Here is a 26,528-nt window from a genome sequence, read left to right as displayed (position 1 = left end):
AATCAGGCCTGCCGCGAGGCGTACACGGCGCTCAGCGCACCCGCGACGATCAGCGCGCAGGACAGGGCGAGGGCGGGGCGGGCCTCCGCATAGCCCGCGACGACCAGCACGAGGGTCGAGAGCATCGGCGCGGCATAGGCCGCGACGCCGAGAACGCGCACGTCGCCCTTCTTGCAGCCGATGTCCCACAGGTAGAACGCCGCGCCGACGGGCCCGAGGCCGAGCAGCACGATGGCACCCCAGTTCACGGTATCGGCCGGCCAGACCGTCGTCTCGAAGGCCAGATGGCACAACAGGCTGAGGACGCCGGTGGCGAGGCAGAAGCCCGCCACCGCATCCGTCGGCACGGCCGCCACCCGGGCGGAGAGGACGGAGTAGCCGGCCCAGACGAAGGCCGCCGCGAGCGCGGCGAGATAGCCCCAGCCGGCCGAGGCCGAGAAGTTCAGGTCCCGGCCCGCGAAGAGAATGACCACGCCCCCGAGCCCCATTCCGGCGCCGACGAGGTGGCCCGCCCGCAGCCCCCGCGAACCGGGCAACCAAGCCGAGAACAGGACGATCAGGAGCGGCCACAGGTAACTGATGAGCCCGGCTTCGGCGGGCGGCGCGAAGCGCAGGGCCACGAAGTAGAGGGCGTGGTAGGCGAAGAGGCCGCCGACGCCGAGGCACCAGACCCGCCAGGGCTGCCGCAGGGCGCGGAGCCGCTCCGGCTGCGCCAGGAAGACCGTGCAACCCAGGGCGCCGCCGATCAGGAAGGTCATCGCTGCGAGCTGGAACGGGGGAACCGCGCCGGAGGCGGCGGTGAACAGCGCCAGAAGCGACCACAGGAGGATCGCGCCGAACCCCACGAGCGTGGCGCGGGTCGCGTCGCGGCGCTCCGGCGCCGCTCCCGAAGCGAGAGACCTCATCGTCATCCCCGTGAAGCCGCGGATCCGAGTTCTCGACCGGCCGCGGCGCGTCGTGATTGCGTGTTCGATAGATCGGCACGCACTCCGTCCGGGCCTCGAAGGGCCGGCGACACCCCTCGCTGAGTCCCCGGAAGGTCACCGTCGAATCGATTGCGCGCTGCTTAAAGACCGCATCTTCGCATGAAGGACGGGAAACCGCGCAGACAGAATGCACACCGCGCAAAGCTTTGCCGGCTGGTGAGTTTCGAAGTTGTTGCGAAGCCGCAACATCCCACTGGAACGAACCGGGCGAACCGGAATCCGCATTGCTTGGCTTTGCCGCTTCGCACATGGTGACCGGGCACGGGGGCATCGCCAAGCGACGGCCCGCTAGAGCCCACCAATCAAGACGTGGGCGAAACAATCAAGAACGCGGAATGACTCGGAACACCGAGCGGCCGCATCTGGGTCTCGAAGCTTTGGAGATGATGATGAAGCTCTTGAAGAGCTCTCTGCTCGGGTCGGCCGCCGCTCTCGCGGCAGTCGGTGCTGCTCACGCCGCCGATCTGCCTGTGAAGAAGGCGATCCCGGTCGAATTCGTCCGTGTCTGCTCGGCCTACGGCGCCGGCTTCTTCTACATCCCGGGCACCGAAACCTGCCTGCGCATCTCGGGCCGCGCCCGCGCCGAGGTCGGCTTCCAGACCAACGAGAACCGCAACGTCGGCAGCCAGGTCGGTGACGTCTCGCTGTTCCGCTCGCTCCTGCGCATCAACATGGATGCCCGCACGCAGACCGATTACGGCACCCTGCGCGCCTTCATCCGCCTCGAGGCCGCCAGCCGCTCCGGCGCCTTCTCGACCTCCGGCACCCAGCAGCGCATCGCCAACGCCTACCCGGCGCTCGGTGTCGACCAGTTCAGCCGCGTGCAGCAGTACGTGAACACCGACAAGGCGTTCATCCAGTTCGCCGGCCTCACCGCCGGTCGCGCCTCCTCGTTCTTCGACTTCTACGCCCACGACTTCGAGTTCGTGGCCGCCACGGCCGGTTCGGACATCGCGTCCACCAACCTGTTGGCCTACACCGCCACCTTCGGGAACGGCTTCTCGGCGACGATCTCGCTCGAAGACCCGAACTTCCGCAAGAACACCGTCCTCAGCGCCTCGGCCGCTGCCACGACGGCCCAGCAGTCCGGCACCAGCGCGGCGCAGATCTTCTTTAGCAACTACTCGCTGTCGCCCCTGATCCTCCAGCAGGCCGCCAACGGCAACGCCACGATCCTCGCCTTCCAGGACGTGATCGAGCGTTCCCGCATGCCCGACTTCGTCGGTGTGCTGCGCTACGACGCCGCCTGGGGTTCGGCCCAGGTCTCCGCCGCCGTCAAGGACATCAACATCGGCGGCGCGTTCAACCAGGGCCTCGCCGGCGCGGCCGGTGTTGCGCTCCCGGCCGCCAACTCGGCCGCCGCCCTCGCCTTCGCCAACGCCCGCGGCATCCGCGGCGGCTCGCAGACCACCGAGGGCTTCGCGGTCCAGGGTGGCCTGAAGATCAACACCCCCTTCATCGCCCCCGGCGATGCCCTGTACCTGCAGGGTGCCTACGGCGAAGGCGCCAACGTCTACACCGGCGTGACCGCCTACACCGGCACCTACACCCAGTCCGGCACGCCGACCAACGGCGGTCCGTTCGCGCAGTACCTCTCCGACGCGACGCTCAACCCGCTCACCGGGCGGATCCAGCTCGCCCAGAGCTTCAGCGTGGTCGGTTCGTTCCTCCACTACTGGAGCCCGTCGGTCCGCTCGGCGGTCTACGCCAGCTACTCCGAGACGAACTACGCCCGCGGCGCCCGCGAGGCCCTCAGCCTGACGCAGGGCATCATCGGCGCCAACGCCGGTGCCGCCTCCTTCGTCACCAACCCGGCCCTGTTCGCCCTCAGCCCCGTGCTGCGGGACAACTACCAGATCGTGGCGGGTGCCAACCTGATCTGGTCGCCGGTGAAGGATCTCGATATCGGCGTCGAGGGCAACTACATCAACACCGGCATGAAGTCCGGCCGCGTCATCGACCAGACCAAGACCACGGGCGTGAACAACGCGAACTTCGCGGCCCTCAACGCCGCCGGCGCGATCAAGACCCTCAACAACTACGACGCCGCCCAGGTTCGCTTCCGCGTCCAGCGCGACTTCTAAGGACGGATCGGAGCCGAGGGGACAACCCGCGGCTCCGTCATGATCCCCGTGACACACGGACCTTCGGGCCCGGCTCTCGAGCCGGGCCTTTTTTCTTGGCCGCAGACGGCCGCCCGCAGACTTTGCCGGTCGCAGACGCGGTTCACCGCGCAGTGATCAGTCGAAAGCGCTGTACCGGGGGCCCTACAGCCGCTCCACGATGTCTCCGTTGCTGCATTGCGACCGCTCCGGGGCACTGATACGTCGGATCGAGCCGCAGGTTCGTTCCGTCATCACAGGTCCGGCCGCCGGACATCCCATCCTCCAGACGACACCACCGTCCGTTCCCTGGCGAACGTGGCGACGTGACCGGACGGACGAGGGATGCGCCGTCGCGTTCCGCCCGGGAGGCGAAGCCGCGGAGGACGACCGGCCCGTGAGAAGCCGGATCCCGGAGGACAGGGATGAACAGCGCAGCATCGACCACAAGTCCCGCTCCGGCGGAGGCCCCCGAGGGAACCGGCGTCCGCCGGGTCTGGCCCGAGGGCTGGTGGCGGCTGATCGACACCAAGATCGGCATCATCCCCCTGCCCATCTACGCCATCCTGGCTGTCCTCCTCGTGATCCTCGTGCAGGAAGGCGAGATCAAGCCGGACGCGCCGACGATGATCGCCGTCCTGGCGCTCGGCGGCTTCACCTGCGCGGAGATCGGCAAGCGCCTGCCCGTGCTGAAGCACATCGGCGCCGGGGCCATCTTCGCCACCTTCATCCCGTCGGCGCTCGTCTATTACAAGTTCGTGCCGCCCCAGCTGGAGAAGGCGATCACGGACTTCACGAAGTTCACGAACTTCCTCTACATCTACATCGCCACGATCATCGTCGGGTCGATCCTCGGCATGGATCGGGACGTCCTGATCAAGGGCTTCCTCAAGATCTTCGCACCCCTGGCCATCGGCTCCGTTGCCGCCGGGATCGTCGGCACCGCGGTCGGCACGCTGCTCGGCATCGGCGCCTACAAGACCTTCTTCTTCATCGTCGTGCCGATCATGGCCGGCGGCGTCGGAGAGGGGGCCATCCCCCTGTCCATCGGCTATGCGGCGATCCTCGGGACGCAGCAGGGCACCATGTTCGCCCAGGTTCTCCCGCCGGTGATGCTCGGCTCGCTCACCGCGATTATCTTATCGGGCACCCTGAACTTCGTCGGCAAGAAGTATCCGCATCTCACGGGCAACGGCCGGTTGCAGCCGGACGGAGACGAGATCAAGTCGTCGGACGCCCAGGCGAAATCGGAGGCGGCGCGGGGCTCGATCGATCCGGCGACGATCGGCGCAGCGGGCCTCACCGCGATCACGCTCTACCTCCTCGGCGTGATGTGCCACCACCTCGTCGGGCTCCCCGCGCCGGTGGCGATGCTGTTCCTCGCGGTCTTCGCGAAGCTCGCGAGCGCGGTGTCGCCGCGGCTCCAGGCCGGCGGGTTCGTCGTCTACAAGTTCGTGCAGGTCAGCATGACCTACCCGCTGCTTTTCGCCATCGGAGTCGCCCTGACCCCGTGGAAGGACCTGATGGCCGCGTTCACCATCGTGAACCTCATCACCATCATCAGCACCGTGGCGACGCTGATGACGGTGGGCTTCTTCGTCGGCCGGGCGCTCAAGATGTACCCGATCGAGACCGCGATCGTGAACGCCTGTCACAGCGGCCAGGGCGGCACCGGCGACGTGGCGATCCTCACCGCCGCCGACCGGATGGCCCTGATGCCCTTCGCCCAGATCGCGACGCGCATCGGCGGCGCGCTGACGGTGACGGGCACGCTGGTGTTCATGAAGTGGATCGGCCTCCCCGGCTGATCCCCCTCGGAGGTCAGGCACCGCCCTGCGGGCCTGAGGCGCCGTCGAGGGCCTGGGACCGGATGGCCGCCGGGCGATCCTTGCACCGGACGAGATAGGCGTCGAGCCGCTCGCTCGCGGGGAAAGCCGTCTGGCCGAAGCCGAGCGCGCTGGCGATCAGGAGGTCTGCACTGGAAAAGGTATCGCCCATCACGAAGGGGGAGCGCGCGAGGGCGGTCTCCAGACGCCGCACAACCGCCTCGTGGTCGCGCTTCCTCTGGGGCGACCGGGCGATGTCTCCCGACAGCCCGGCAAACAGGGCCGGCTCCATCTCGCACGCGTACCACGCGAGCCATGTGAGAAACTCGGCCCGCCGGGGGTCGCCGACCGCCGGGGCCAGCCCGGCCTCCGGATGGGCCTCGCTGAGATAGAGTACGACGGCGACCGATTCGGTGACGAGGGCGTCGCCATCGACGAGCGCGGGCACGCGCCGGTCCGGGTGCGGATTCGACTCGTCCGGAACGCCCTCCCCGGTCATGGGGCGGTAGATCGAGACCGGCCGAATCTCGTAGGGCGCGCCGATCTCCTCCAGAAGCCAGATGATGCGCGAGGAGCGGGAATTGGGGGCGTGATACAGGGTGATCATGGTTTGCCTGCGTGGTTGCGCCCGGATAGGGGAGCGATGGCGCGGCGACGCTTGTAGGATCACCCTGCTGACAGCATCCTGTCAGTAGGAGACGGGCGATGCGGCGGGCCGACAGACTTTTCCAGATCATCCAGATCCTGCGGCGCTCGTCGCGCCCGGTCACCGCCGCCGACATCGCCCGTGAGTTGGAGGTTTCGCCGCGCACGATCTATCGCGACGTGGCCGATCTCATCGGCCAGCGCGTGCCGATCCAGGGCGAGGCCGGCTTCGGCTACGTGCTCGGCGTCAGCTTCGATCTGCCGCCGTTGATGCTGACCCAGGACGAGGTCGAGGCGGCCGTGCTCGGCGCGCAATGGGTCGCGGGGCGCGGCGATCTGGTCCTGGCCCGGGCGGCGCTCGATCTCATCGCCAAGATCACCGCTGTGGTGCCGGAGCACCTGCGCCCGCTCATCGTCGAGCCGTCCATCGTCACCACGCCGGGCGCGGCGGTCGCGCGGGACGGCATCGACCTCGCGCGGACGCGGGCCTGGATTCGCGACGGGCGCAAGATCCGCCTGCGGTACCGCGACGTGCGGGGCGAAACGAGCGAACGCACCGTCGTGCCGGTGCTCGTCGGCTACTTCGAACAGGCGCGGATCCTGGCGGCGTGGTGCGAGCTCCGCCAGGACTTCCGGCATTTCCGCACCGACAGGGTGGTCGGCGTGGAGTTCCTCGAGGAGCGGCACGGCATCCGGCCGGCCCTGCTCCGGGCGCGATGGCGGCGGAGCCTCGTGGAGGCGAAGCTCAAGGCAGCGCAACCCGCGATCGCCTCCGTCGGCGCGACCTGACCCGGCAGAGAACCGCCCGTGCGATCAGGCGACGCTGCGCTCGATCTCCTCCTCGTCGCAGATCACCCCGGCATTGCCCTCGAACTCCGCGGCGAGGTCCACCGGTGCCTGGACAGGCGCGGCGGCGGCCCGCTCGCGGGCGAAGGTGGAGAGGAACAGACGCATCACATGGCGGACGCCGGCATCGTTGATGGTGCGCTGGTCCTCGTTGTAGTAGCGCCCGGCATTCACGTTGCTGGTGACGATGTCGTAGGCCGGGAAATACACGGCCCTCGGGTCGTTGCGGGCCACCACCTCGCCGGCCGCCACCCGCAGCACCGACTTCGAGTAGCTGTTCGACTCCATCACGTGGCGGTCCATGTAGGTGGCGATCATCGGCACGGGGGAGACCGTGAAGATCACCCGCGCGGCCGGATTCACGCTCCAGAGCCGGTCGAGGAAGCCGTTCAGGTCGGCAAGCACCTCGGCCGCTCCGGCATTGACGCACTCGTAGAGCGCCGGATCGAACTCCCCTCCCGCGACGCCGGGCGCCAGTGGAAGGGCCGCCCCGTCGGCCCGGTAGCGCCAGCCCTCCGTGAGCCCGAGGGTGAGGACGAAGACGTCGAGGGTCTCGAACAGGCGGCGGACGGCGGCAAGGTGGGCGTCCCGCGCAGCGATCACCTCGGCTTCGGTGGCGAAGCCGCCGGGCTCCACGGTCGGCCGGAAGGGATCGACGAAGCGCCCGTCGTCGCGGCGCCACGCGGTCAGCTCCGGCTCGTAGCGGCCATAGGCCCGGTCGAAGAGCTGCACGAACTGGCGCGTGTAGTAGAGGTTGCCGTACCGGGCCGAGAAGGTCCCGAACTGGCGGGCATTCGCCTCCGCCTCGCCCATGCCGGGGGGCGGCGGTTCGGTCAGGTAGTAGTTGAACCCGGCGCCGCGCACCGCCTCGGCCACGCGCTGGGCGAAGCAGGATCCGCCCGTGGCGACCTTGTCGGTCGGGGCGATGGCGAAACTGTCCTTCGGGTGGGGATTCACGGCGAAGGGCGGCACGTTGGTCACGACCTTGCGCCAGAATCGCTCGGCCGGTAGACCCGTATAAGGATTCAACGCCATCTCTGACCCTTCTCACTCCACGGGCGGACTACGTCGCCACCGCTCTCCGCTCAAGACCGGCGCGCCACCTGGCCCTGACTTCGGGCCCGACCTCGGCCCAGACCTTGGCCCTGAACGATCTGCCCCGCCGCGCCCGTAGCGCCTTGTCCCTGTCGGCCACCTCCTGGGCGACAGCATGGCGGAACCGCGCGCGGGACGAGCCGCCCCGCACAGGGCCGTCGATCGCGATCCTCGGCAACTGCCAGGCACGGGGCATGGCGCGCGCGCTGAAGCTGCTCGCGCCGGCAAGCCCCGTCCGCTACCTGTCGATGGGCTCCCTCAGGCGCGACCACGGCGACCTCGATGGCCTCGTCCGGACGGTGCGGGCCCACGATCTCGTCTTCAGCCAAGCCTTCCCGGAGGGCCTGCTCCCCGGCGGCGGCAGCGAGCGGCTGCGCGAGCGCGATCCGCGGGTGGCCCCGGTGCCGTCCATCGTCTTCTCGGCCTTCCATCCGGACATGGTCTATGCCGGTGCCGCCTCGGACCTCGCGGCGCTGAAGCTCGCCCCCTCCCCCCTCGGGCAGTATCATTCGGCGATCGCGCTGACGGCCCACCGGCTGAAGCTGGACGTGCCCCGGACCGCCGCGCTGTTCCGGGAGGACGTGTTCGCGCGGCTCGGCTACCTCGACCACTGGAATTCCGCCGCGCACGAGCTGCTCGCGGCCTCGGCACAGATCGACTTCCCCCTGGACCGGGAACTGACCCGCTGGGCACGGCGGGGCGTGTTCATGCACCTGATGAACCACCCGAAGGCCTTCGTCCTCGGCGACATCGCCAAGCGGCTGCTGCGGCAGGCCGGGATCGAGCCGATGGCGGTGGAGGTGGAGGACTATATCGGGGACGAGTTGGCCCAGGACGTGATCTGGCCGGTCTATCCACCGGTGGCGGGGCAGTTCGGTGCGCAGGGTGCCTATCTGTTCAAGGCGCGCGCCCGGGGGGACGGGTTCCCCGTGCTCTACGACCTGCCCGGTTTTCTGGCCGCGAGCTTCTCTCTGTACGACGCCAGCACGCCCGAGGCCCTGCGCTGTCCGCGGGTCGAGACATGGCTCGCCACGCCGGAGATCGTCGCGCTGTTCCGGCACGGCTGAGAGGTCCGCCGCGAGGCAGCCGCATTCGGGGGCTCTTCAAGCGGGGCGGGTGCGTCGCCGCACGCCGCGACGCGCCGGATCGGCGGATGCGTCGCCACTGTGTTGGGGACAACCCGCGCTTAACCATCCCGGCGTAGGAGGGGACGCAGACACGCGTCCGCGGTTTCGCCTCGAAGACCCCTAGCCGGCCTTCGGCACCGCTCGAGGAGCTTGATGAAGACGATGCCCGCGATGAACACCCGGCGCCTGCGCGCCGCCGCCCTCGGCCTCACCGTCCTGGCCACCCTCGGCCTCGGGGCGTGCAGCAAGGATGCCGACAGCCTCGCCGACGCCTCGGGCTACGGCGCCAACGGGGCCAACGGCGGTGCCGGCGTGCCGGGCAGCGCGCAGGACTTCGTCGTCAACGTCGGCGACCGGGTCTTCTTCGAATCGGACTCCACCGACCTCACCCCCACGGCGACGGCGACCCTCGACAAGCAGGCCGCCTGGCTCCAGCGCTACCCGCGCTACACCTTCCTGATCGAAGGCCATGCCGACGAGCGCGGCACCCGCGAATACAACTTCTCCCTCGGCGCCCGCCGCGCACAGTCGGTGCTCGACTACCTGTCCTCGCGCGGCATCGGCGCGAACCGGATGCGGACGGTCTCCTACGGCAAGGAGCGCCCGGTCGCCGTCTGCAACGACATCTCCTGTTGGTCGCAGAACCGTCGCGCGGTGATCGTGCTCGATCGCGGCGCGGGCGCCTGAAAAGCGAGGCTCGGCCGTCATTTTGCCGCGGAGGAGCGCTTCTGTTAGAGCGCTCCCCGTTCGAAGCGGATGCCGGTTCGGCGCGGGGGAGCGCACCGGGCCATGCCCTTAGGGCTTGGCACTGCCTCTCGATTGCAAGCCGAGCCCCAAGCCGAGCCCTATGCCATTCCGCCTCCGCACCCTCCTCGCCGCGACTGTGATGCTGCCGGCCCTGCTCGGCCCCGCGGCCGCGCAGGACGCCTCCGAACTCGTGGTCCGGCTGGGCCGCCTCGAAAGCCAGTCCCGGACCATGGCCGGGCAGATCGAAACCCTCCAGTACGAGAACCGGCAGCTCAAGGAGCAGCTGCGCAAGTTCCAGGAGGATGTCGATTTCCGCTTCAACGAGGGTAAGGGCGGCGCGGGCGGCGCCGCCCCGGCCGCCAAGCCGTCCCGCGCTCCGGCCCCCGCCGCGACGACGGCGCCCGCGCCCTCGGCCGGCCCAGTGAACGGCGGCAATCCGGGCTTCGCCCCGGCCCCCGCCAAGCGCGAGAAGCGCGGCGACGCCTTCGACCCCTCCGAGAATCCGAATGCGCCCGGCGCGCCCCAGCAACTCGGCATGACGGCGCCCTCGGCGCCGCTTCCCGCCCGCGGCTCCGCCGAGGCCGACGCCGAGGACGGCGGCGTTCCCCTGCCCCGTGCCGCCATCGACGACAACGGCGCCGGGTCCGAGGGCTACGACGACCCGGTGGACCTGAATCCGCCCCGCCGCACCGGCGCCATCAACCCCACCGCGCGCTCCGCCGACAGCATCGCCGCCATCCGGCCGGGCGATGCCGAGCCCGATTACGACGCCGCCGTGGAGCTGGTCCGCGCCAAGCAATACGAGCAGGCGGAGATGAGCCTGCGGCAGTTCATCCAGTCTCATCCCCGCGACGGGCGGGTGGCGGGGGCCACCTACTGGCTCGGGGAAAGCTACCTCGCCCGCGGCCGGACCCGCGAGGCGGCGGAGCAGTTCCTCAAGGTCTCCACCGATTACGCCCGCTCGTCGCAGGCGCCGGAGGCGATGCTGAAGCTCGGCGTGTCCCTCAACGCGCTGGGCGCGAAGGAACAGGCCTGCGCGACGCTGGCCGAACTGGAGCGGAAGTTTCCTAATGCCGGGGCGAACGTCCGGCAGAACGTGACGCGGGAACAGAAGCGCGCCCGCTGCGCCGCGTGAGCGGGGCGGGCGACCCCGTCCTCGACGCGCTTCGCCCCTGGCTCGACGGGTCCCGGGCGGGCACGGTTCTCCTGGCCGTCTCCGGCGGCCCCGATTCTACCGCCCTCCTCCACGCCGCTGCCGCGCTCCAGGCAGCGGCGTCCCTCCGGGTCGCGACGGTGGACCATGGCCTGCGTCCGGAGGCGGCCGGCGAGGCCGACGCCGTGGCGCGGGCCTCCGCCGCGCTGGGCCTTCCCCACGCGACCCTGCCATGGATGGGCGCCAAGCCCTTGACCGGCCTGCAGGACGCGGCGCGGGAGGCGCGCTACCGGTTGCTCGTCGACCACGCGGCAACCTGCGGCGCGGGTCTAATGCTCACCGCCCATACCCGCGACGATCAGGCCGAAACGGTCCTGATGCGCCTCGCATCCGGCAGCGCCCTGGCCGGGCTCGCCGGGATGCGTCCCGAGCGCCCCCTCGCGCCGGGCCTCGTCCTCGGCCGCCCGTTCCTCGGCCTCGACAAGGCTACCCTCGTCGCGTGGTGCGAGGCGCGCGGCCTGCCCTACCTCCGCGACCCGTCGAACGGCGATGCCCGCTTCGCCCGCGCGCGGCTGCGGGGGGCGGCCGCGGCCCTTGCGGCCGAAGGGCTCACCGGCGCCCGGCTGGCGCGTCTGGCGGAACGGGCCGCCCGGGACGAGGCCGCCCTGCGGAAGGCGGCCGCCGACGCCCTCGATGCCACCTCGCTCCCGTGCGGGGGAGCCCGCCTGCGGCTCGACGGTCGCATCCTGGCGGCGTTGCCGGACGCCGTGGCCTTGCGCTGCATCGACCAAGCCCTCGACCGCTCGGGGGGTGCCCCGCGACGCCTCGAACGACTCGAAGCCCTTGTCCTCGGAACGCTGTTGCCGACCCTTCGCCAGGGAGGGACGGTGCGCCGGACGCTGGCCGGGCTCGCCGTGGCGGTGGACGCGACGCGATGCGTGACGATTGTCCCCGCTCCTCCCCGGAAGACTGCCGGGAGTGCGGCACCCTCGCCCGCCTTACTTGGCAACGATGACCCCCCCGCCTACATTGGCGAGGCGTGAGCGGACAGGCCGGCGCGATTGCGCGAAGGCCATTGGGGGACCGTGCGCGCCAAGGATGGATCGATGAACCCGAATTTCCGCAATTTCGCCTTGTGGGTCGTCATCTTCCTGCTTGTGCTCGCCCTCGTCACGCTCTTCCAGAATCCAGGGCATCGGGGCGGCGGCAGCGAGATCGCCTACAGCCAGCTTCTCAACGACGCCGATGCCGGCAAGATCCAGTCCGTGGTCATCTCGGGCCAGGACGTCTCCGGCACCTACGTCGGCGGCGGCAACTTCACGAGTTACGCGCCGAACGACCCGAACCTCGTCACCAAGCTCCAGGGCAAGGGTGTACAGATCACGGCGCGTCCGCCGTCGGACAACACCCCGTGGTTCATCCAGTTGCTGGTCAGCTGGCTGCCGATCCTCGTGTTCATCGGCGCCTGGGTGTTCCTGTCGCGTCAGATGCAGTCCGGCGCCGGCAGGGCGATGGGCTTCGGCAAGTCGAAGGCCAAGCTCCTGAACGAGGCCCATGGCCGCGTGTCCTTCGATGACGTCGCGGGCGTCGAGGAGGCCAAGGAGGACCTACAGGAGATCGTGGAGTTCCTGCGCGATCCGCAGAAGTTCCAGCGGCTCGGCGGCCGCATCCCCCGCGGCGTGCTGCTCGTCGGCCCGCCCGGCACGGGTAAGACCCTGATCGCCCGCGCCGTCGCGGGTGAGGCCAACGTGCCGTTCTTCACCATCTCGGGTTCCGACTTCGTCGAGATGTTCGTGGGTGTCGGCGCGAGCCGCGTTCGCGACATGTTCGAGCAGGCGAAGAAGAACGCGCCCTGCATCATCTTCATCGACGAGATCGATGCGGTCGGCCGTCATCGCGGCGCCGGCCTCGGCGGCGGCAACGACGAGCGCGAGCAGACCCTGAACCAGCTCCTCGTGGAGATGGACGGGTTCGAGGCGAACGAGGGTGTCATCATCATCGCGGCGACAAACCGTCCCGACGTGCTGGACCCCGCCCTGCTGCGTCCCGGCCGGTTCGACCGCCAGATCATGGTGCCGAATCCCGACGTTACCGGCCGTGAGCGCATCCTGCGCGTCCACGTCCGCAAGGTGCCGCTGGCCCCTGACGTCGACCTGAAGACCATCGCCCGCGGCACTCCCGGCTTCTCCGGTGCGGACCTGATGAACCTCGTGAACGAATCGGCCCTGCTCGCCGCCCGGCGCGGCAAGCGGATCGTGACGATGCACGAGTTCGAGGACGCCAAGGACAAGGTGATGATGGGCGCCGAGCGGCGGACCCTCGTCATGACCGAGGACGAAAAGCGCCTCACCGCCTATCACGAGGGCGGCCACGCCATCGTGGCCCTGAATGTCCCCGCGACCGATCCCGTCCACAAGGCGACGATCATCCCCCGCGGCCGGGCGCTCGGAATGGTCATGCAGCTGCCTGAGCGCGACAAGCTCTCCATGAGCTTCGAGCAGATGACCTCGCGGCTGGCGATCATGATGGGCGGCCGCATCGCCGAGGAGATGACCTTCGGACCGGAAAAGGTCACCTCCGGTGCCCAGTCCGACATCGAGCAGGCCACCCGCCTCGCGAAGATGATGGTGACGCGCTGGGGCTTCAGCCCGGAGCTTGGCACCGTGGCCTACGGCGACAACAACGACGAGGTCTTCCTCGGCATGTCCATGGGCCGGCAGCAATCGGTGTCGGAGGCCACTGCCCAGAAGATCGACGCCGAGGTCCGCCGTCTCGTCGAAGCCGGACTGGAGGAGGCACGCCGCATCCTCGCCGAGCGCAAGGACGATCTGGAATCCCTGGCCCAGGGTCTGCTTGAGTACGAGACCCTGTCCGGCGAGGAGATCCGCAACCTGCTGAAGGGGCAGCCGCCGATCCGGGATGGTGGCGACACGCCCTCGACGCCGGCCCGGTCGTCCTCCGTGCCCTCCGCCGGCCGCGGGCGGCCGAAGGAGAGCGACGGCGGGTACGAGCCTCAGCCGCAGGCCTGACGAATCAGTGCCATATGGACGGAAGGGGCGCCTACGGGCGCTCCTTTTCGTTGTGGCCCACCATCGACCTAGCGCCCTGCGCGAGGTCCGGTGACAAACCTCGACCGGTGTTCCCGGAGTGTCCGATCCTGCCTCGGTCGGCAGGTGACGCAATGAGTACACGCGTGGCGACGATCCGCCGGCTCGGCCTTTGCGGCTCGCCCGAGGCGGACGCTCGTGGCCGCCGTATTTCGAACAGGATTGTCCCGGAGCGATCCGTGGGACATTTTATTCTTCCCGGCCCAGGCGTTCGATCGCGTTTTGGCACGCGCTTCGGCCCATGCCTCGGCCCGCCCGGACGGGCATCGGAGACGCGACGTTGCGCAAGTATTTCGGAACCGATGGCATCCGCGGCCGGGCCAATGGGATCATCACGCCGGAGCTGGCCCTCAAGGTCGGTCAGGCGGCGGGTCTCGTCTTCCAGCGCGGCGACCACCGCCACCGGGTGGTGATCGGCAAGGACACGCGCCTGTCCGGCTACATGATCGAGACGGCCCTCGTCGCCGGCTTCACCTCCGTGGGGATGGATGTGCTGCTGCTCGGCCCGGTGCCGACGCCGGCAGTGGCCATGCTCACCCGCTCCATGCGCGCCGATATCGGCGTGATGATCTCGGCTTCGCACAACCCCTACGAGGATAACGGCATCAAGCTGTTCGGCCCCGACGGCTTCAAGCTCAACGACGAGGTCGAGCGGGAGATCGAGGCGCTGATCGACGCCGAGCTGAACAAGAAGCTCGTGGGCTCCTCCGATCTCGGCCGCGCCAAGCGCATCGAGTCCGTCCACGCCCGCTATGTCGAGTTCGCCAAGCGCACCCTCCCCCGCTCCGTGACCCTCGAAGGCTTGCGGGTTGTGGTCGACTGCGCCAACGGCGCCGCCTACCGCGTCGCCCCGGAGACCCTGTGGGAGCTCGGAGCCGACGTCATCAGCATCGGCGTCGAGCCGGACGGCTTCAACATCAACCGCGACGTCGGCTCCACCGCGCCGACGGCCCTGGTGGAGATGGTGCGCGAGCGCCGCGCGGATATCGGCATCGCCCTCGACGGTGATGCCGACCGGGTGCTGATCGTCGATGAGAAGGGTCAGGTGGTGGACGGCGACCAGCTCATGGCCGTCGTGGCGCGGTCCTGGAAGGAGGACGAGCGTCTGACCCAGCCCGGCATCGTGGCGACTGTCATGTCCAATCTCGGCCTGGAGCGCTTCCTCGGCGGCCTCGGCCTCGGCCTCGCGCGCACGGCGGTGGGAGACCGCTACGTGCTAGAGCACATGCGCGAGCACGGCTACAATCTCGGCGGCGAGCAATCCGGCCACATCATCATGTCGGACTACACCACCACGGGCGACGGCTTGGTGGCGGCGCTGCAATTGCTGAGCGTGGTCCAGCGCAGCGGCAAGCCGGTGAGCGAGGTCTGCCACTGCTTCGATCCGCTGCCGCAGATCCTGAAGAACGTCCGCTACGCGTCCGGCGAGCCGCTCCGGCAGGACAGCGTCGTGACCGCGATCGCCCACGCCCGCGAGCGCCTGGGCGATTCGGGCCGGCTGGTGATCCGCCCCTCCGGCACGGAGCCCGTCATCCGGGTGATGGCGGAAGGCGATGATCGCGGCCTCGTCACCGAGGTGGTGGACGAGGTGGTGCAGGCGGTGGCGCGGGCCGCGGCCTGAGGCAGGGTCCCGGGGCATGGCAACCGCGCCGTGCCCCGCCTCGGCAAGCCTCGGCGCCGGGCTTTTCCCGGCCGTGGGCGATCGAAGGGATCCACATCCGGCGCCGGATCCCTGGACCTCTTTGCGAGCACAGCGACGTAAGCCGACGCGAACGGCTGCGGCTACAGCGGTTTCTCGCGAAGACTTGTTTTCACGAAGACTTGTTTTCGCGAAGACTTGGACCACCGCCGCCCCGTCTTTGCGAGCGTCAGCAGAGCGATCCAGGGCAGCGGGACCTGACCGAACGTGGCGGATCCCCACATTTCCTCACTTCGCTCGCGAACGTGCCGAAGCAGGCGCCCCGGATCGAACCGAAGCAGCCCTAGGCCAAGCGTCCCTCATAGGCCGTGACGAGGTCCGGCGGCGCGGTGGTGCGCCACGCGGCGAGGAGCGCGGCCCGGAGAATCTCCTCGTCGCAGACCATCAAATCGAGATTCGTCCAGCCGCGGCGGCCCCATGCGCCGTCGAGCGGCATGAACAGGTCTGGTTCCGCGTCGCAGAAACGCGCCTGATCCTCCGGGTTGAGCCGTAAGACGAGGCGTTCCTCCTCCGTCCAAAGCGTCGCCAGAACCCGGCCGCCGACACGAAAATCCGGGTTGCCGCGATGGGCGCCCACCACCGTGGCCGGAAGAAGCTCCGCGAGTGCTCGCGCCTCGTTCACCATCATTGTTCGGCGCCCCACCCCTTCATTCGGTCCCGATCTCGAAACGGGGCAGATTTCATTTCCGGATCTTCGCCGCACACTGCATTGCCACTACGATTTAACACATCGTCAACAGTTCGCGCAGGGCGCGCACTGTGAAACACGGATAAAACTTAACGTTAAGGCTGATTTAAGACGTCTTCTCCATTCTGTCGGATGTGAAGGAGCCGGCCCTGAACTTCCGGCACACGACAAGAGTGAAGGAATCCTTATGGCTCGCCTGCAGTTTCCGAGTGTGGCGCGCGTCGCGACGATCGTCGCGGTCCTCGGCACCCCCTGCGTCGCCTCCGCCGCCGACCTGCTTCCCCCGCCCCCGCCCGAGGCACCGGCCGTCGAGTTCGCCGGAGCCTGGTACCTGCGCGGCGATGTCGGCGCGAGCGTCTACACCGCGCCGACCTACAGCGCGACGGATGGCCTGACGAAGAACTTCTTCAACAGCAGCCAGGGTGGCGGCTTCTTCGGCGGCGTCGGCGTCGGCTACCAGTTCAACAACTTCTTCCGGGCCGACATCACCGGCGAGTTCCGCTCCACGGATCTGCGCTTCGGCAGCTTCATCGACTTCGGTGCCGCCGGCTCCGGCAACTATGCCCGCGTCTTCAACCTGAGCAACGGGCACTACAACGCGGGCGTCTTCCTCGCCAACGGCTACTTCGATATCGGCACGTGGTACGGCATCACGCCCTTCGTCGGCGGCGGTGTCGGCGTGGCGCTCAACAGCTTCTCGGGCTGGACCGACAGCGGCACCATCAGCTTCTACGAGCCGTTCGTCAACAATCTGCCGACCTCGCCCGGCATCTTCAAGGCCCGCACGACCGAGAGCTTCGCCTGGGCGCTCCATGCCGGTCTCGCGTATGACGTGACGCCGAACTTCAAGGTGGAACTCGCCTACCGCTACCTCAACACCGGCCATGCCAAGACCGGCGTCCTGACCTGCCTCGACGCGAGCATCACGACGGCCTGCACCACCGTGGTGAAGGCGCGCAACCTCGAAGCGCACGACATCAAGCTCGGCTTCCGCTACCTCCTCGGCGCCCCGATGGTCGCCGCGCTGCCGCCGCTGATGCCCGAGCCGCTGGTTCGCAAGTACTGATCGTCCGGCCCAGGTCGGGCATTCAACGGCGCGGGTCACCCCCGCGCCGTTTGCCGTTTTCGACGACCGTACGGCAGCGTCGAACAGGCGTCGGACACGACTTTTTCCGACTTTCGAATGCCTTGGAATAGCACACGCAACCGTTGATTAAGGTTACTCTAGTACCACCGAGGGGTGGCGTGAAAGCTTCTCAGCTTCGAAGCCCTGGGGGTTGTTGAGATGCGTAAAGTACTCCTGTCGCTGATGGTCCTCGGTGCCGCCGGCACCGCCCGGGCGGCCGATCTCGATTACGATTACCTGCGCGGCTCGGATTACGACCCACCCGTCGCGACGGTGATCGACTGGAGCGGCGTCTATATCGGCGGCCATGGTGGCTACACCTCCGGATCGTTCAACCGGCGCGGGACCGGCGCGAACTACGCGCTGACCTTCCCCGGCGCGGCGCCCTACACTGATCCGATCGTCCTGGGGACGAGCCGTGCGAGGGGCGAAAGCTACGGCGCCTACGCCGGATACAATGCCCAGTTCGACAATGTCGTGGTCGGCCTGGAAGCCGACTACACGCATAGCGGATTCCAGGCCACGACCGCCGGGATCGTCGGCCAGCCGCTGCTTCCGGGCGCGGCGACCTTCGTGGGCGTGAACCGCAGCGGGATCAGCGATTACGGCACCGTCCGCGTCCGGGCGGGCTACGCGATGGACAATTTCCTGCCGTTCATCACCGCCGGCGCGGCAATCGGCCAGTGGAGTTCGTCGCAGACGCTCTCTTCGGGTACCGGCCCCTTCACCACCCTGCAGCAGCGCAACACCACCCGGACCATCGGCGGCTTCGCGGTCGGCATCGGCATGGACTACGCCATCACGCCGAACGTCGTGCTGCGCGGCGAGTACCAGTACATCAACTTCGAGAACAACAACGCCAGCTTCACGCAGATGAACACCATCCGCGGCGGTGCCGCCGTCAAGTTCTGACCGCGTCGGCGCCCGGAGGTCTCGCCATGTCCCGTCGTCCACAAGCCCGGCGCCTCGTCCTGGCTGCCCTCGCCCTCGGCGTCACGGCCGGCCCGGCCAGTGCCTTCGAGGACGCCTTCGGACAGCCCCTGCCCTACCGAGAGCGGGTGATTCGCCGTCCCGTCCGCGCGCTGCCGCCTGCCATCGTCAGCGGCTACCTGCCGCGCAACCACAACGTGCCGATGTACAATGAGCCGCCCCGGCGGCCGGCGTTCGGCGCATCCTGGCGTTGATCAGGTTTCGAGCTCGCTGTCCCAGTAGAGATAGTCGAGCCACGTGTGGTGGTATTGCCGGTGGTCGAATTCCGGCTGCCGGTGGTGCAGTTCGTATCGCGTCGGCCGCCGCGGCGGGTTGAGGAGCGGCATCTCCGCCTCCTCCGGCGTGCGGTTGGCCTTGCGCAGGTTGCAGGGCGAACAGGCGGCCACGACGTTGTCCCAGCTCGACAGGCCGCCCCGCGAGCGCGGCACCACGTGGTCGAAGGTCAGGCCGCCCGAGGGCAGGCGCAATCCGCAGTACTGGCAGGCGAAGCTGTCCCGCAGGTAGATGTTGTACCGCGTGAAAGCCGGGCTGCGGGCGAGGGCCACGTAGTTCTTCAACGCCACGACGCTCGGGACCCTCAGCGAGCGCGAGGGCGAGCGCGCCTCCACGTCGTAGCTCGCCACCAGCGTCACGCGATCGAGGAACAGGGCCGTGAAGGCGTCCTTCCACGACCACAAGGACAAGGGATTGTACGAGAGCGGCCGATAATCCGCGTTCAGAACGAGGGTTTGGAGATCCATCATCGGCGCGGTCTCGCTCACGGCTATCTCTGGCGCGTCCAACGCGCGGGGAGCGTCCCGCGCCCGGACCGTGACCCGCCTCTGCGGGCACACGGGACGGGGGACCGGCGCCGCGCCCAGCCGCGGGGGCTGGGGTCGTCGCCGGGTTCGCGCGGGGGCGATTTCGGGAGAGTGGCGTGCAACAGGGCAGGCATCCGGCGCGCGGCGTCGCCGGGGAAGGTACTCGGATCCGGTACGCGGCCAGGCCGGGTGATCGTCACCGCCGGCCGCGCCCCTTCGCGTGATAACGAGAAGGCCCTGTCCATGAGGCGTTCATCTAATCCCACCGTGACACCCTTGTGAAGCTTCGACTTTCTGCCGTGGGGACGCACCCACAGGCAGGATGCGGGACGCTGACCTGCCCGTCCGGGGGTTGGGTGGGGCGTGCTTTCGCCGTATTGCTCTGGCGAAGCAGCGGGCCTGCGCGGCCCGCCGGCCGCATTTCCGCCGGTCCAGACCGGGGCCCTGCCCTCACGGGCGCAGCGGCCGTCCGTCGAAAGGTTTGCCCATGCTGTTGTCGCCAGTGCGCGTGACCACGCCGCACGGCCCGCGCCGGTTTCTCCCAGCGTCGCTCGTCGTCCTGGCCGCCTTTGCGGCATCCCTCGGCCTCGCCGCCTCCGATCCTGCCCGCGCCCAGCCGGCGCCGGCGACGAGCGCGCCGCCCGCCCAGACCGCACCGGCCAAGCCGGCGGATGGCAAGCCAGCAGATGCGAAGCCGGCGGACGGCAAGCCGGCCGAGGAGAAGGCCGCGCCCGCCAAGCCCGTCGTGCCGCCCGCGGCGATGTCGGAGCAGGCGAAGGAGGTCCGCGCCACCCTCGATCACGTCAAGGCCGTGCTCGACGACAGCGAGAAGCAACTCGGCGCCAAGGACCTGTCCGCCACCGACCTGACGGCGATCCGCGATGCGGTGGCGGCCGAGACCGACAAGGTGCGCGACGTCGTCAGCCGCCTGGATGCGCCCCTCGCGGCGGCACGGGAGCGCCTGACGCAGCTCGGCCCCAAGCCGAAGGAGGGCGAGGAAAGCGGCGACGTGGCCCAGCAACGGGCCGAGCGCGAGGCCGCGGTCAACCGCATCGACGAGGCGCAGCGCCTCGCCAAATCCCTGGTGGTGCAGGGCGATCAGCTGATCGACCGGGTCTCCAACCGGCGGCGTGCGTCCTTCACCCGCGACCTGTTCCACCGTACCCAGCCCCTGGCGAGTCCTGGCCTGTGGGCGAAGGTGATGGCGGACATCCCCCGCGACACGCGCTCCGTGCAGAGCGCCGTGGAGGATATCGGCGTCCTGTTCGGCCGCAACGGCAGCATCGGCAACCTGCTGCTCCTCGGTCTCGCCTTCGGCGTCTCCATCGCGCTGTATTTCGGGCGGCGGAACATCGCCCCCCGGGCCGCCCGCCGGGACGAGAGCCAGACCGAGCCGTCCCGCCGGGACAAGCTCCTCGGCGCGTGGCGGGTGATCCTCGTCGGCACGGTGCCCGCGGTGGCCGGCTCCTACGCCGTCTACTATGCCCTGGACGCCACGGATCTCCTGCCTTCCCGCCTCCTGCCGGTGGCGGCGGCCATCCTCTTCGGCCTCGCCTTTATCGCGGCGGTGGAGGCGCTCTGCGACGGTCTCCTCAGCCCGGACAAGCCGTCCTGGAGGCCGACGCCGGTGAGCGATTCGGCGGCCACGCGCCTGAAGCTCCTCGCGGTGAGCATCGCCACCATCGCCACCGTGGTGAAATCGGTGGAGGCCCTGAACACGGGCATCTCGGCCGCCCTGCCGATCTCCATCGCCACGCGGGGCATCGGCTCCCTGGCCACCGCCCTCATCCTCGCCATCGGCCTGCACCGCTTCGCCGACACCGAGGAAGAGGAGGAAGCCTGCTTCGGCCCCTACGTGCCGACCAAGACCACCACCGGCATCGGCGGCCCGGCCCGGCTCGTCGGATGGGTGGCCGTGGCGGTGATCGGCGTGGCGGCGCTCGGCGGATACGTGGCGCTCGCGAGCTTCCTGACCGAACAGATTATCTGGGCCGCGAGCATCCTCGTGCTGCTCTACCTGCTGGTGCAGAGCGAGGAGGTCTTCATCGGCCGGGCGCTGGTGGATGGCAGCCGCCTCGCCACGGCGCTCCAGGCCAATACCGGCCTGCGCAAGCGCTCCCTCAACCAGATCTCCGTGCTGACGACCGGCGCGGCCCGCGTGGTGCTCATCCTGCTCGCGGCGTTGCTGATTCTGGCGCCCTGGGGGCTCGATTCGACCGATCTCGTCTCCTCCGTCCGGCAGGCCTTCTTCGGCTTCCAGTTCGGCGGCGTGACGATTTCACTCTCCTCCATCGCCTTCGGCATCGGCGTGCTGATGATCGGCGTGGTGGTGACGAAGGCCATCACCCGATGGCTCGACCAGACCTACCTGCCGGCGACCGACCTCGATGCGGGGCTGCGCAACTCGATCACGACGGTGGCGGGCTATATCGGCTTCCTGCTGTCCCTGGCGCTGGCCTTCTCGTATCTCGGCCTGAGCCTCGAGAAGCTCACCATCGTCGCCGGCGCCCTCTCGGTCGGTATCGGTTTCGGCCTCCAGTCCATCGTCAACAACTTCGTCTCGGGCCTGCTGCTCCTGTGGGAGCGGCCGATCCGCGTCGGCGATCAGGTGGTGATCGGCGATTCGGAGGGCATCGTGAAGCGGATCTCGGTGCGCTCCACCGAGATCCAGACCTTCGACCGCTCGGCGGTCATCGTACCGAACTCGAACCTTATCTCCGGCATCGTGAAGAACCGGGTGCGGGGCGACCGCACCGGCCGCCTCTCGCTCACCGTCAGCGTGCTCCGGAACCAGGATCCGGTCCGGGCCGCCGAGGTGATCACAGCCTGCGCCACCGCCCACCCCGACGTGGTGCGGGATCCGCCGCCCCGCGTGGTCTTCCGCAAGATCGGCGACCCGTTCCTGGAGTTCGAGCTCCTCGCCTGGATCAGCGACGTGAGCCTCGGCCTGAAGGTGCAGACGGACCTCAACTTCTCCGTCTTCAAGACGCTGACCGAGGGCGGCTTCATCCCGCCCATGGGGCCCGGTTCGAGCATCGTCACGATCCAGGGCCTCGACGGGATGCAGAGCGCCATGGGCGAGATCGCCAAATCCTTCGTGCGGCCGACGCCGCCCGAGCAGGCCGCCCCGCTTCCCGAGGAGGAGCCGCTGCGCGAGCGGCGGCGAGGCACCGGGGCTTGAGGCCCCAGGCGCCGGTGACGGCGTCCTAACCCTCGCGTGGGATGCAGACCGTTGGCGGGATCCCTATATCCCGTCGTCGAACGGGATGACGCAGGGCGATGGCGGACAGGACGACACGGGCTCCGGTGCTGAAGCGGCGCGGACCGGCCACTCTGGTGGCCGCCCTGATGGCAGGCGGCCTCGGGTTCCTCGGCGGCTGCGCCAAGGAGGCGCCGACCACCACAAGTGCCCTGCCGAGCATCTACATCCCGCTCGCCTCCAACACCGCGCAACTCGACGTCGACTCGGCGCGCGACATGATCTCGTCCTATCGCCGCAACCATGGGGCTGCTCCCCTGACGGTCGATCCGGACTTGCAGAAGCTGGCGGAGACCGAGGTGGCCGCCATGGCGGCGGCGGACCGGCCGAGCCAGGCGCAGACGGTGAAGGCCGCCGTGACCCGCCTCGGCTACCGCGACGTGAACGCCAACCTGTCGGCGGGCTACCATACCCTGGCCGAGGCCTTCTCCGGCTGGCGGGACAGCCCGCCCCACAACGCGACGATGCTCGACCCCAAGGCCGGCCGGATGGGAATCGCCACCGCCTATGCGCCGGGCTCGAAGTACAAGGTCTACTGGGCGCTGCTGACGGCCCAGTGAGCCTCCGGGTCCCCCGCCGTCAGGGCAGGCCCCTGATGACGGGGGTCGGCGGCGCCTCCTTGAGGAGGGTGATCGTCACGCGGCGGTTGGCCGGCATGAACGGGTCGTCCGGGAAGAGCGGTTCCGTATCCGCCTTGCCCGCCACCTGACTGAACCGGTCGTCGGACACGCCCGCGCCCGCCAGGATCTCGCGGACGCTGATCGCCCGGTTCGCGGAGAGCTCCCACGGGGGCGCCGCCGGGCGGCGGCCGGGCCGGTCGCTGGCGGTGTAGCCGGTGATCACGATCCGGTTGGGCATCTTGCGCAGGGCGGGCGCGAGCTTTTCGAGGAGGCGGCGGGTCAGGTCGGTCGGCCGGGTGGAGCCCTCCGGGAACATCGCCCTCCCGTCCTGGTCGACGATCGACACGTCGAGACCCTTGTCGGTGCGGGCGATGACCACGTTCTTCGACACCTCCGCGAAATCCGGCAGGTCCTGCATCGCCTGACGCAGGGAGGCGGCGGCGAGGCCGAAGGCCTCGGCCTGCCCCGCATCGGGGAGGCCGTCGGCGGCGCTCTTGTCGAGAAGCGGGGGCGTGGTCCGGTCGGTGGCCAGCTCGGGCGGGATGTCCCGGAGGTTCTTCAGCTTGTCCGCCGCGGGGAGGCCATCCGATTCGGTGATGCCGGCGAAGCGCGATTCCTTCGTCACGCCGAAGGCGTCGCGCATGGAGCCCGCCACGAGCTGGAGCTTCTTCTGATCCTGGGTCGAGTAGGCGGCGATCATGACGAAGAAGCTCATCAGGAGCGCCATCAGGTCGGCGAAGGTCACGAACCAGCCGTGGCCACCATGCGCGCCGCCGCGCTTCCTCCTCGCCACGTCAGGACCCTCCCGGGCTGCCAGGCGGCGGGACGGCCGGTCCACTCACGCCGCCGCTTCCTCGAGGGCGTGGCGGTGGTTGTGCGGCAGATACGCGACAAGCATCTCACGCACGAGAGTCGGACTCTTCTGGTCGCGAATCAGCAGGATGCCGTCGATGATCAGCGAGCGGGAAACATCCTCCTCCTCCAGCTTGACGTGCAGCTTGTCGGCGATGGGAAGGGTCACGAGGTTGGCGATGAGCGCGCCATAAAGCGTCGCGAGCAGCGCCGTCGCCATGGCCGGGCCGAGCTTTGAGGGATCGGACATGTTGGCGAACATGGTCACCATCCCGAGGATCGTGCCGATCATGCCCCAGGCTGGCGCGCAGTCGCCGAAGGCCCGGTAGATCTTCGACCCCTCGTCGAGATGCATCAGGAAGTTGTCCCGGTCGCGCTCCATCGCGTCGCGGATGAATTCTCGGTCGTAGCCGTCGGCGATATAGCGGGCGCCCTGGGCCAGGAAGGGATCGCCGATCTCCATGTTCTCCAGGGAGATAGGACCGCTCTTGCGCACGACCTCCGCGATCCTGGTGATTTCCTCGATGAGGTCCTGCGGCTTCACCGAGCGCATGGTGAAGGCGTAGCGCAGGCCCATCGGCAGGCCGTGGGCGATGGTCGAGAAGGGGAAACGGATGATGGTCGCCATGACCGATCCGCCGAAGATCACGATCACCGCGTGCTTGTCGAAATAGGCGGCGAAGTTGCCGCCGTCGATCATGATCAGCGCGAAGACCACGCCCACACCGCCGACCAGCCCGAATCCGGTTGCTAAATCCATGGGACGATGACTCGACGGGCGGAGCGGCGGGCACGCCCCGAGGCGCAGGATGCGGCGTACCCGACCGCAGCGTTAGGTCGGCATGGTGAATGAAGCGTAAAGTTGAGCGGACTCCTGTCCTCGCCCGTCATCGCCCGTTCAGCCGGAAGGCGCCATAAGCTCTTCGTCGCATGGGGCGATGGCCCCGGAGCGGGTATTGCCTGCGCGACGTGGCTTGGGGCGGTCCACGACCCGGAAGGGCGGGGCCGGCGGCGGAGCGGTTCGATGGTTCGTCTGTACGGACGGGTTCTGGGTTTCCTGAAGGCCGAGCGGCGGCTGGCGATTTCGCTGGCGCTCGCCAATGTGCTCCTGGCGGTGGCGGCCTTCGCCGAACCGCTGTTGATGGGCCGCATCATCGATGGGCTGACGCACCTGCAGCGCGGCGGGAACGCCATGTCGCAGATGCTGCCGCTGATCCTGGCCTGGGTTGGTTTCGGATTCTTTACCATCGGGGCCGGCGTGTTCATCGCGCTGCATTCCGACCGGCTGTCCCACCGCAACCGCCTCTCCAGCATGGCGGCCTTCTTCGAGCATGTCCTCGACCTGCCGCTGGCCTTCCACTCCGCCAACCATTCCGGCCGCGTGCTCAAGGCGATGCTGGAGGGCACGAACGGCATGGCGTGGCTGTGGCTCGGCTTCTTCCGCGACCACCTCGTCGCCCTTGTCTCCCTCGGCGTGCTCCTGCCGATGACCCTGTTCATCAACTGGCAGCTCGGCTCGATCCTCGTGGTGCTGGTCCTCGCCTTCACCGCGCTGACGACCTTCGTCATGCGCCGCACGGAGACCCTTCAGGGCCAGGTGGAGCATTTCAATTCGGGCCTCGCCGCCCACGCCTCCGACGCGCTCGGCAACGTGGCGGTGATCCAGTCCTTCACCCGCGCCAAGGCCGAGAAGGACGCGATGCGCGACATCATCGCCAAGCTTCTCGCCGCTCAGATCCCGGTGCTGTCCTGGTGGGCGCTCGCCAACGTGGCGACCCGGGCCTCGGCGACCATCACCATGACCGCGATCTTCGTCACCGGCATCTCGCTCTATCAGGCCGGCACCACGACGGTGGGCGAGGTCGTCGCCTTCATGAGCCTCGCCACCGCCTTCGTCTCGCGCCTCGACCACGTGGTCGGCTTCGTGAACGGCCTGTTCCAGCAGGCGCCGAAGATCGCCGAGTTCTTTGCGATCTACGACACGGTGCCCGCCGTGGCCGACCGGCCGCACGCCAAGCAGGTCGCCCGGTTCGAGGGTGAGGTCACCTTCGATGACGTGCGCTTCTCCTACGACGGTCGGCGCAAGGCGCTCGACGGTGTGTCGTTCTCGGCCAAGCCCGGTGAGACGGTGGCGCTCGTCGGCACCACCGGCTCGGGCAAGTCGACCACGCTCGGCCTGCTGCACCGGAGCTTCGATCCGGCCTCCGGCGCCATCCGCATCGACGGGCTCGACGTGCGGGACGTCGCCCTCTCCTCCCTGCGCCACAACATCGGCGTGGTGTTCCAGGAGCCGATGCTCTTCGCCCGCTCGATCCGCGAGAACCTGCAGGTCGGCTGCCCCGAGGCCACCGATGCCGAGATGCTGGAGGCGCTGGAGAAAGCGCAGGCCGGCGAGTTCATGGCCCGGCAGGCGGACGGTCTCGACACGGTGATCGGCGAGCGCGGCCGCTCTCTCTCCGGCGGCGAGCGTCAGCGCCTCTCCATCGCCCGGGCGCTGCTCAAGAACCCGCCGATCCTCATCCTCGACGAGGCCACCTCGGCCCTCGACGCGGCCACCGAGCGCAAGCTCCAGGGCGCTTTGGAAGCGGTGATGGAGGGCCGGACGACCTTCGTGATCGCGCACCGCCTCTCGACCATCCGCGATGCCGACCGCATCCTGGTGTTCCACGAGGGCCGGATCGTCGAGGCCGGCACCTTCGACGACCTCGTCGCCCAGGACGGTCGCTTCGCCGAACTCGCCCGCGCCCAGTTCATGGCCGCGCAGGCGGAAGAGGACGAGGATCGCCTGGCCCTGGCGGCCTGACGCACTCACCGTCGCAAGACACGAAGGCCCGGGTGATCGCAGGATCACCCGGGCCTT

At 69.1% G+C, this 26,528-nt stretch carries 22 protein-coding genes; 15 read left to right on the top strand and 7 right to left on the bottom strand.

Annotation, left to right across the window (positions count from 1 at the left end; genetic code table 11):
• Nucleotides 1–2: 2 nt before the first annotated feature.
• A complete protein-coding gene (gene yddG, locus MFF06_RS15850) occupies nucleotides 3–905 on the bottom strand; it encodes an aromatic amino acid exporter YddG (protein WP_238205635.1) in 903 nt (300 codons plus the stop codon).
• 470 nt (nucleotides 906–1,375) lie between these two features.
• Between yddG and MFF06_RS15845 the strand changes: the two genes are divergently transcribed.
• Nucleotides 1,376–3,070: a porin gene (locus tag MFF06_RS15845; RefSeq protein ID WP_238205864.1), complete on the top strand. Its 1,695-nt coding sequence runs from the start codon at nucleotides 1,376–1,378 to the stop codon at nucleotides 3,068–3,070.
• 443 nt (nucleotides 3,071–3,513) lie between these two features.
• Nucleotides 3,514–4,896, top strand: coding sequence for a 2-hydroxycarboxylate transporter family protein (locus tag MFF06_RS15840; protein WP_238205634.1), 1,383 nt, complete (start codon nucleotides 3,514–3,516; stop codon nucleotides 4,894–4,896).
• Between the two features lie 13 nt (nucleotides 4,897–4,909).
• Here MFF06_RS15840 and MFF06_RS15835 read toward each other — a convergent pair whose 3' ends face one another.
• On the bottom strand, nucleotides 4,910–5,521 hold the full coding sequence (locus MFF06_RS15835; RefSeq protein ID WP_238205632.1) for a glutathione S-transferase family protein: 612 nt from the start codon (nucleotides 5,519–5,521) through the stop codon (nucleotides 4,910–4,912).
• 98 nt (nucleotides 5,522–5,619) lie between these two features.
• Here MFF06_RS15835 and MFF06_RS15830 point away from each other — a divergent pair, with 98 nt between their 5' ends.
• The gene (locus MFF06_RS15830; protein WP_238205629.1) at nucleotides 5,620–6,348 is read left to right on the top strand and encodes a helix-turn-helix transcriptional regulator; all 729 of its coding nucleotides are present in this window, start codon (nucleotides 5,620–5,622) and stop codon (nucleotides 6,346–6,348) included.
• Between the two features lie 24 nt (nucleotides 6,349–6,372).
• Here MFF06_RS15830 and MFF06_RS15825 read toward each other — a convergent pair whose 3' ends face one another.
• Nucleotides 6,373–7,440: a GSCFA domain-containing protein gene (locus MFF06_RS15825; protein ID WP_238205627.1), complete on the bottom strand. Its 1,068-nt coding sequence runs from the start codon at nucleotides 7,438–7,440 to the stop codon at nucleotides 6,373–6,375.
• A gap of 104 nt (nucleotides 7,441–7,544) precedes the next feature.
• On the opposite strand from MFF06_RS15825, the gene MFF06_RS15820 reads away from it, so the two are divergent.
• The 6 genes from MFF06_RS15820 to glmM all read left to right on the top strand — a co-directional run bounded on the left by MFF06_RS15820 (nucleotide 7,545) and on the right by glmM (nucleotide 15,255).
• Nucleotides 7,545–8,567, top strand: a complete 1,023-nt coding sequence (locus MFF06_RS15820) for a WcbI family polysaccharide biosynthesis putative acetyltransferase (protein WP_283207283.1) — start codon at nucleotides 7,545–7,547, stop codon at nucleotides 8,565–8,567.
• A gap of 222 nt (nucleotides 8,568–8,789) precedes the next feature.
• On the top strand, nucleotides 8,790–9,314 hold the full coding sequence (gene pal / locus MFF06_RS15815) for a peptidoglycan-associated lipoprotein Pal (RefSeq protein ID WP_370876516.1): 525 nt from the start codon (nucleotides 8,790–8,792) through the stop codon (nucleotides 9,312–9,314).
• A 160-nt stretch (nucleotides 9,315–9,474) separates the two neighbouring features.
• On the top strand, nucleotides 9,475–10,509 hold the full coding sequence (gene ybgF / locus MFF06_RS15810) for a tol-pal system protein YbgF (RefSeq protein WP_238205623.1): 1,035 nt from the start codon (nucleotides 9,475–9,477) through the stop codon (nucleotides 10,507–10,509).
• The gene (gene tilS / locus MFF06_RS15805; protein ID WP_238205621.1) at nucleotides 10,506–11,570 is read left to right on the top strand and encodes a tRNA lysidine(34) synthetase TilS; all 1,065 of its coding nucleotides are present in this window, start codon (nucleotides 10,506–10,508) and stop codon (nucleotides 11,568–11,570) included. Before ybgF ends, tilS begins: the two co-directional genes overlap by 4 nt.
• Nucleotides 11,571–11,633: 63 nt before the next feature.
• Nucleotides 11,634–13,556, top strand: coding sequence for an ATP-dependent zinc metalloprotease FtsH (gene ftsH, locus MFF06_RS15800; protein ID WP_238205619.1), 1,923 nt, complete (start codon nucleotides 11,634–11,636; stop codon nucleotides 13,554–13,556).
• 358 nt (nucleotides 13,557–13,914) lie between these two features.
• Nucleotides 13,915–15,255 carry a phosphoglucosamine mutase gene (gene glmM / locus MFF06_RS15795; RefSeq protein WP_238205617.1) on the top strand — a complete coding sequence of 447 codons (1,341 nt, stop codon included), beginning with the start codon at nucleotides 13,915–13,917 and terminating at the stop codon, nucleotides 15,253–15,255.
• Between the two features lie 361 nt (nucleotides 15,256–15,616).
• On the opposite strand, the gene MFF06_RS15790 is transcribed toward glmM, so the two are convergent.
• Complete coding sequence (locus MFF06_RS15790) at nucleotides 15,617–15,961, bottom strand: MmcQ/YjbR family DNA-binding protein (protein WP_238205859.1); 345 nt, start codon at nucleotides 15,959–15,961, stop codon at nucleotides 15,617–15,619.
• A gap of 247 nt (nucleotides 15,962–16,208) precedes the next feature.
• Between MFF06_RS15790 and MFF06_RS15785 the strand changes: the two genes are divergently transcribed.
• The 3 genes from MFF06_RS15785 to MFF06_RS15775 all read left to right on the top strand — a co-directional run bounded on the left by MFF06_RS15785 (nucleotide 16,209) and on the right by MFF06_RS15775 (nucleotide 18,331).
• Nucleotides 16,209–17,087: an outer membrane protein gene (locus MFF06_RS15785; RefSeq protein ID WP_238205615.1), complete on the top strand. Its 879-nt coding sequence runs from the start codon at nucleotides 16,209–16,211 to the stop codon at nucleotides 17,085–17,087.
• Nucleotides 17,088–17,306: 219 nt separating this feature from the next.
• Complete coding sequence (locus MFF06_RS15780) at nucleotides 17,307–18,059, top strand: outer membrane protein (protein ID WP_238205614.1); 753 nt, start codon at nucleotides 17,307–17,309, stop codon at nucleotides 18,057–18,059.
• Nucleotides 18,060–18,085: 26 nt separating this feature from the next.
• Nucleotides 18,086–18,331, top strand: coding sequence for a hypothetical protein (locus MFF06_RS15775; RefSeq protein WP_238205612.1), 246 nt, complete (start codon nucleotides 18,086–18,088; stop codon nucleotides 18,329–18,331).
• Here MFF06_RS15775 and MFF06_RS15770 read toward each other — a convergent pair whose 3' ends face one another.
• Nucleotides 18,332–18,880 (bottom strand): HNH endonuclease, encoded by a 549-nt coding sequence (locus tag MFF06_RS15770; protein ID WP_238205857.1) that lies wholly within the window; start codon nucleotides 18,878–18,880, stop codon nucleotides 18,332–18,334. It lies immediately after the preceding gene.
• Nucleotides 18,881–19,424: 544 nt separating this feature from the next.
• Between MFF06_RS15770 and MFF06_RS15765 the strand changes: the two genes are divergently transcribed.
• Nucleotides 19,425–22,118 carry a DUF3772 domain-containing protein gene (locus MFF06_RS15765; protein ID WP_238205610.1) on the top strand — a complete coding sequence of 898 codons (2,694 nt, stop codon included), beginning with the start codon at nucleotides 19,425–19,427 and terminating at the stop codon, nucleotides 22,116–22,118.
• A 167-nt stretch (nucleotides 22,119–22,285) separates the two neighbouring features.
• Entirely contained in the window at nucleotides 22,286–22,756 is a 471-nt protein-coding gene (locus MFF06_RS15760) for a CAP domain-containing protein (protein ID WP_238205855.1), read from the top strand.
• Nucleotides 22,757–22,775: 19 nt separating this feature from the next.
• Here the strand turns inward: MFF06_RS15760 and MFF06_RS15755 are convergent, their stop codons facing one another.
• Together MFF06_RS15755 and MFF06_RS15750 are read right to left on the bottom strand one after the other, a co-directional pair.
• Nucleotides 22,776–23,609: an OmpA/MotB family protein gene (locus tag MFF06_RS15755; protein WP_238205608.1), complete on the bottom strand. Its 834-nt coding sequence runs from the start codon at nucleotides 23,607–23,609 to the stop codon at nucleotides 22,776–22,778.
• 45 nt (nucleotides 23,610–23,654) lie between these two features.
• Complete coding sequence (locus MFF06_RS15750) at nucleotides 23,655–24,428, bottom strand: motility protein A (protein WP_238205607.1); 774 nt, start codon at nucleotides 24,426–24,428, stop codon at nucleotides 23,655–23,657.
• 264 nt (nucleotides 24,429–24,692) lie between these two features.
• Here MFF06_RS15750 and MFF06_RS15745 point away from each other — a divergent pair, with 264 nt between their 5' ends.
• On the top strand, nucleotides 24,693–26,471 hold the full coding sequence (locus MFF06_RS15745; RefSeq protein WP_238205606.1) for a glucan ABC transporter ATP-binding protein/ permease: 1,779 nt from the start codon (nucleotides 24,693–24,695) through the stop codon (nucleotides 26,469–26,471).
• Nucleotides 26,472–26,528 lie beyond the last annotated feature (57 nt).

The sequence above is a fragment of the Methylobacterium aerolatum genome (assembly GCF_022179085.1).
Classification (GTDB): domain Bacteria; phylum Pseudomonadota; class Alphaproteobacteria; order Rhizobiales; family Beijerinckiaceae; genus Methylobacterium; species Methylobacterium aerolatum.
Note: the sequence above shows the minus strand (reverse complement) of the source record. Positions and strands in the feature narration are given on the sequence as shown.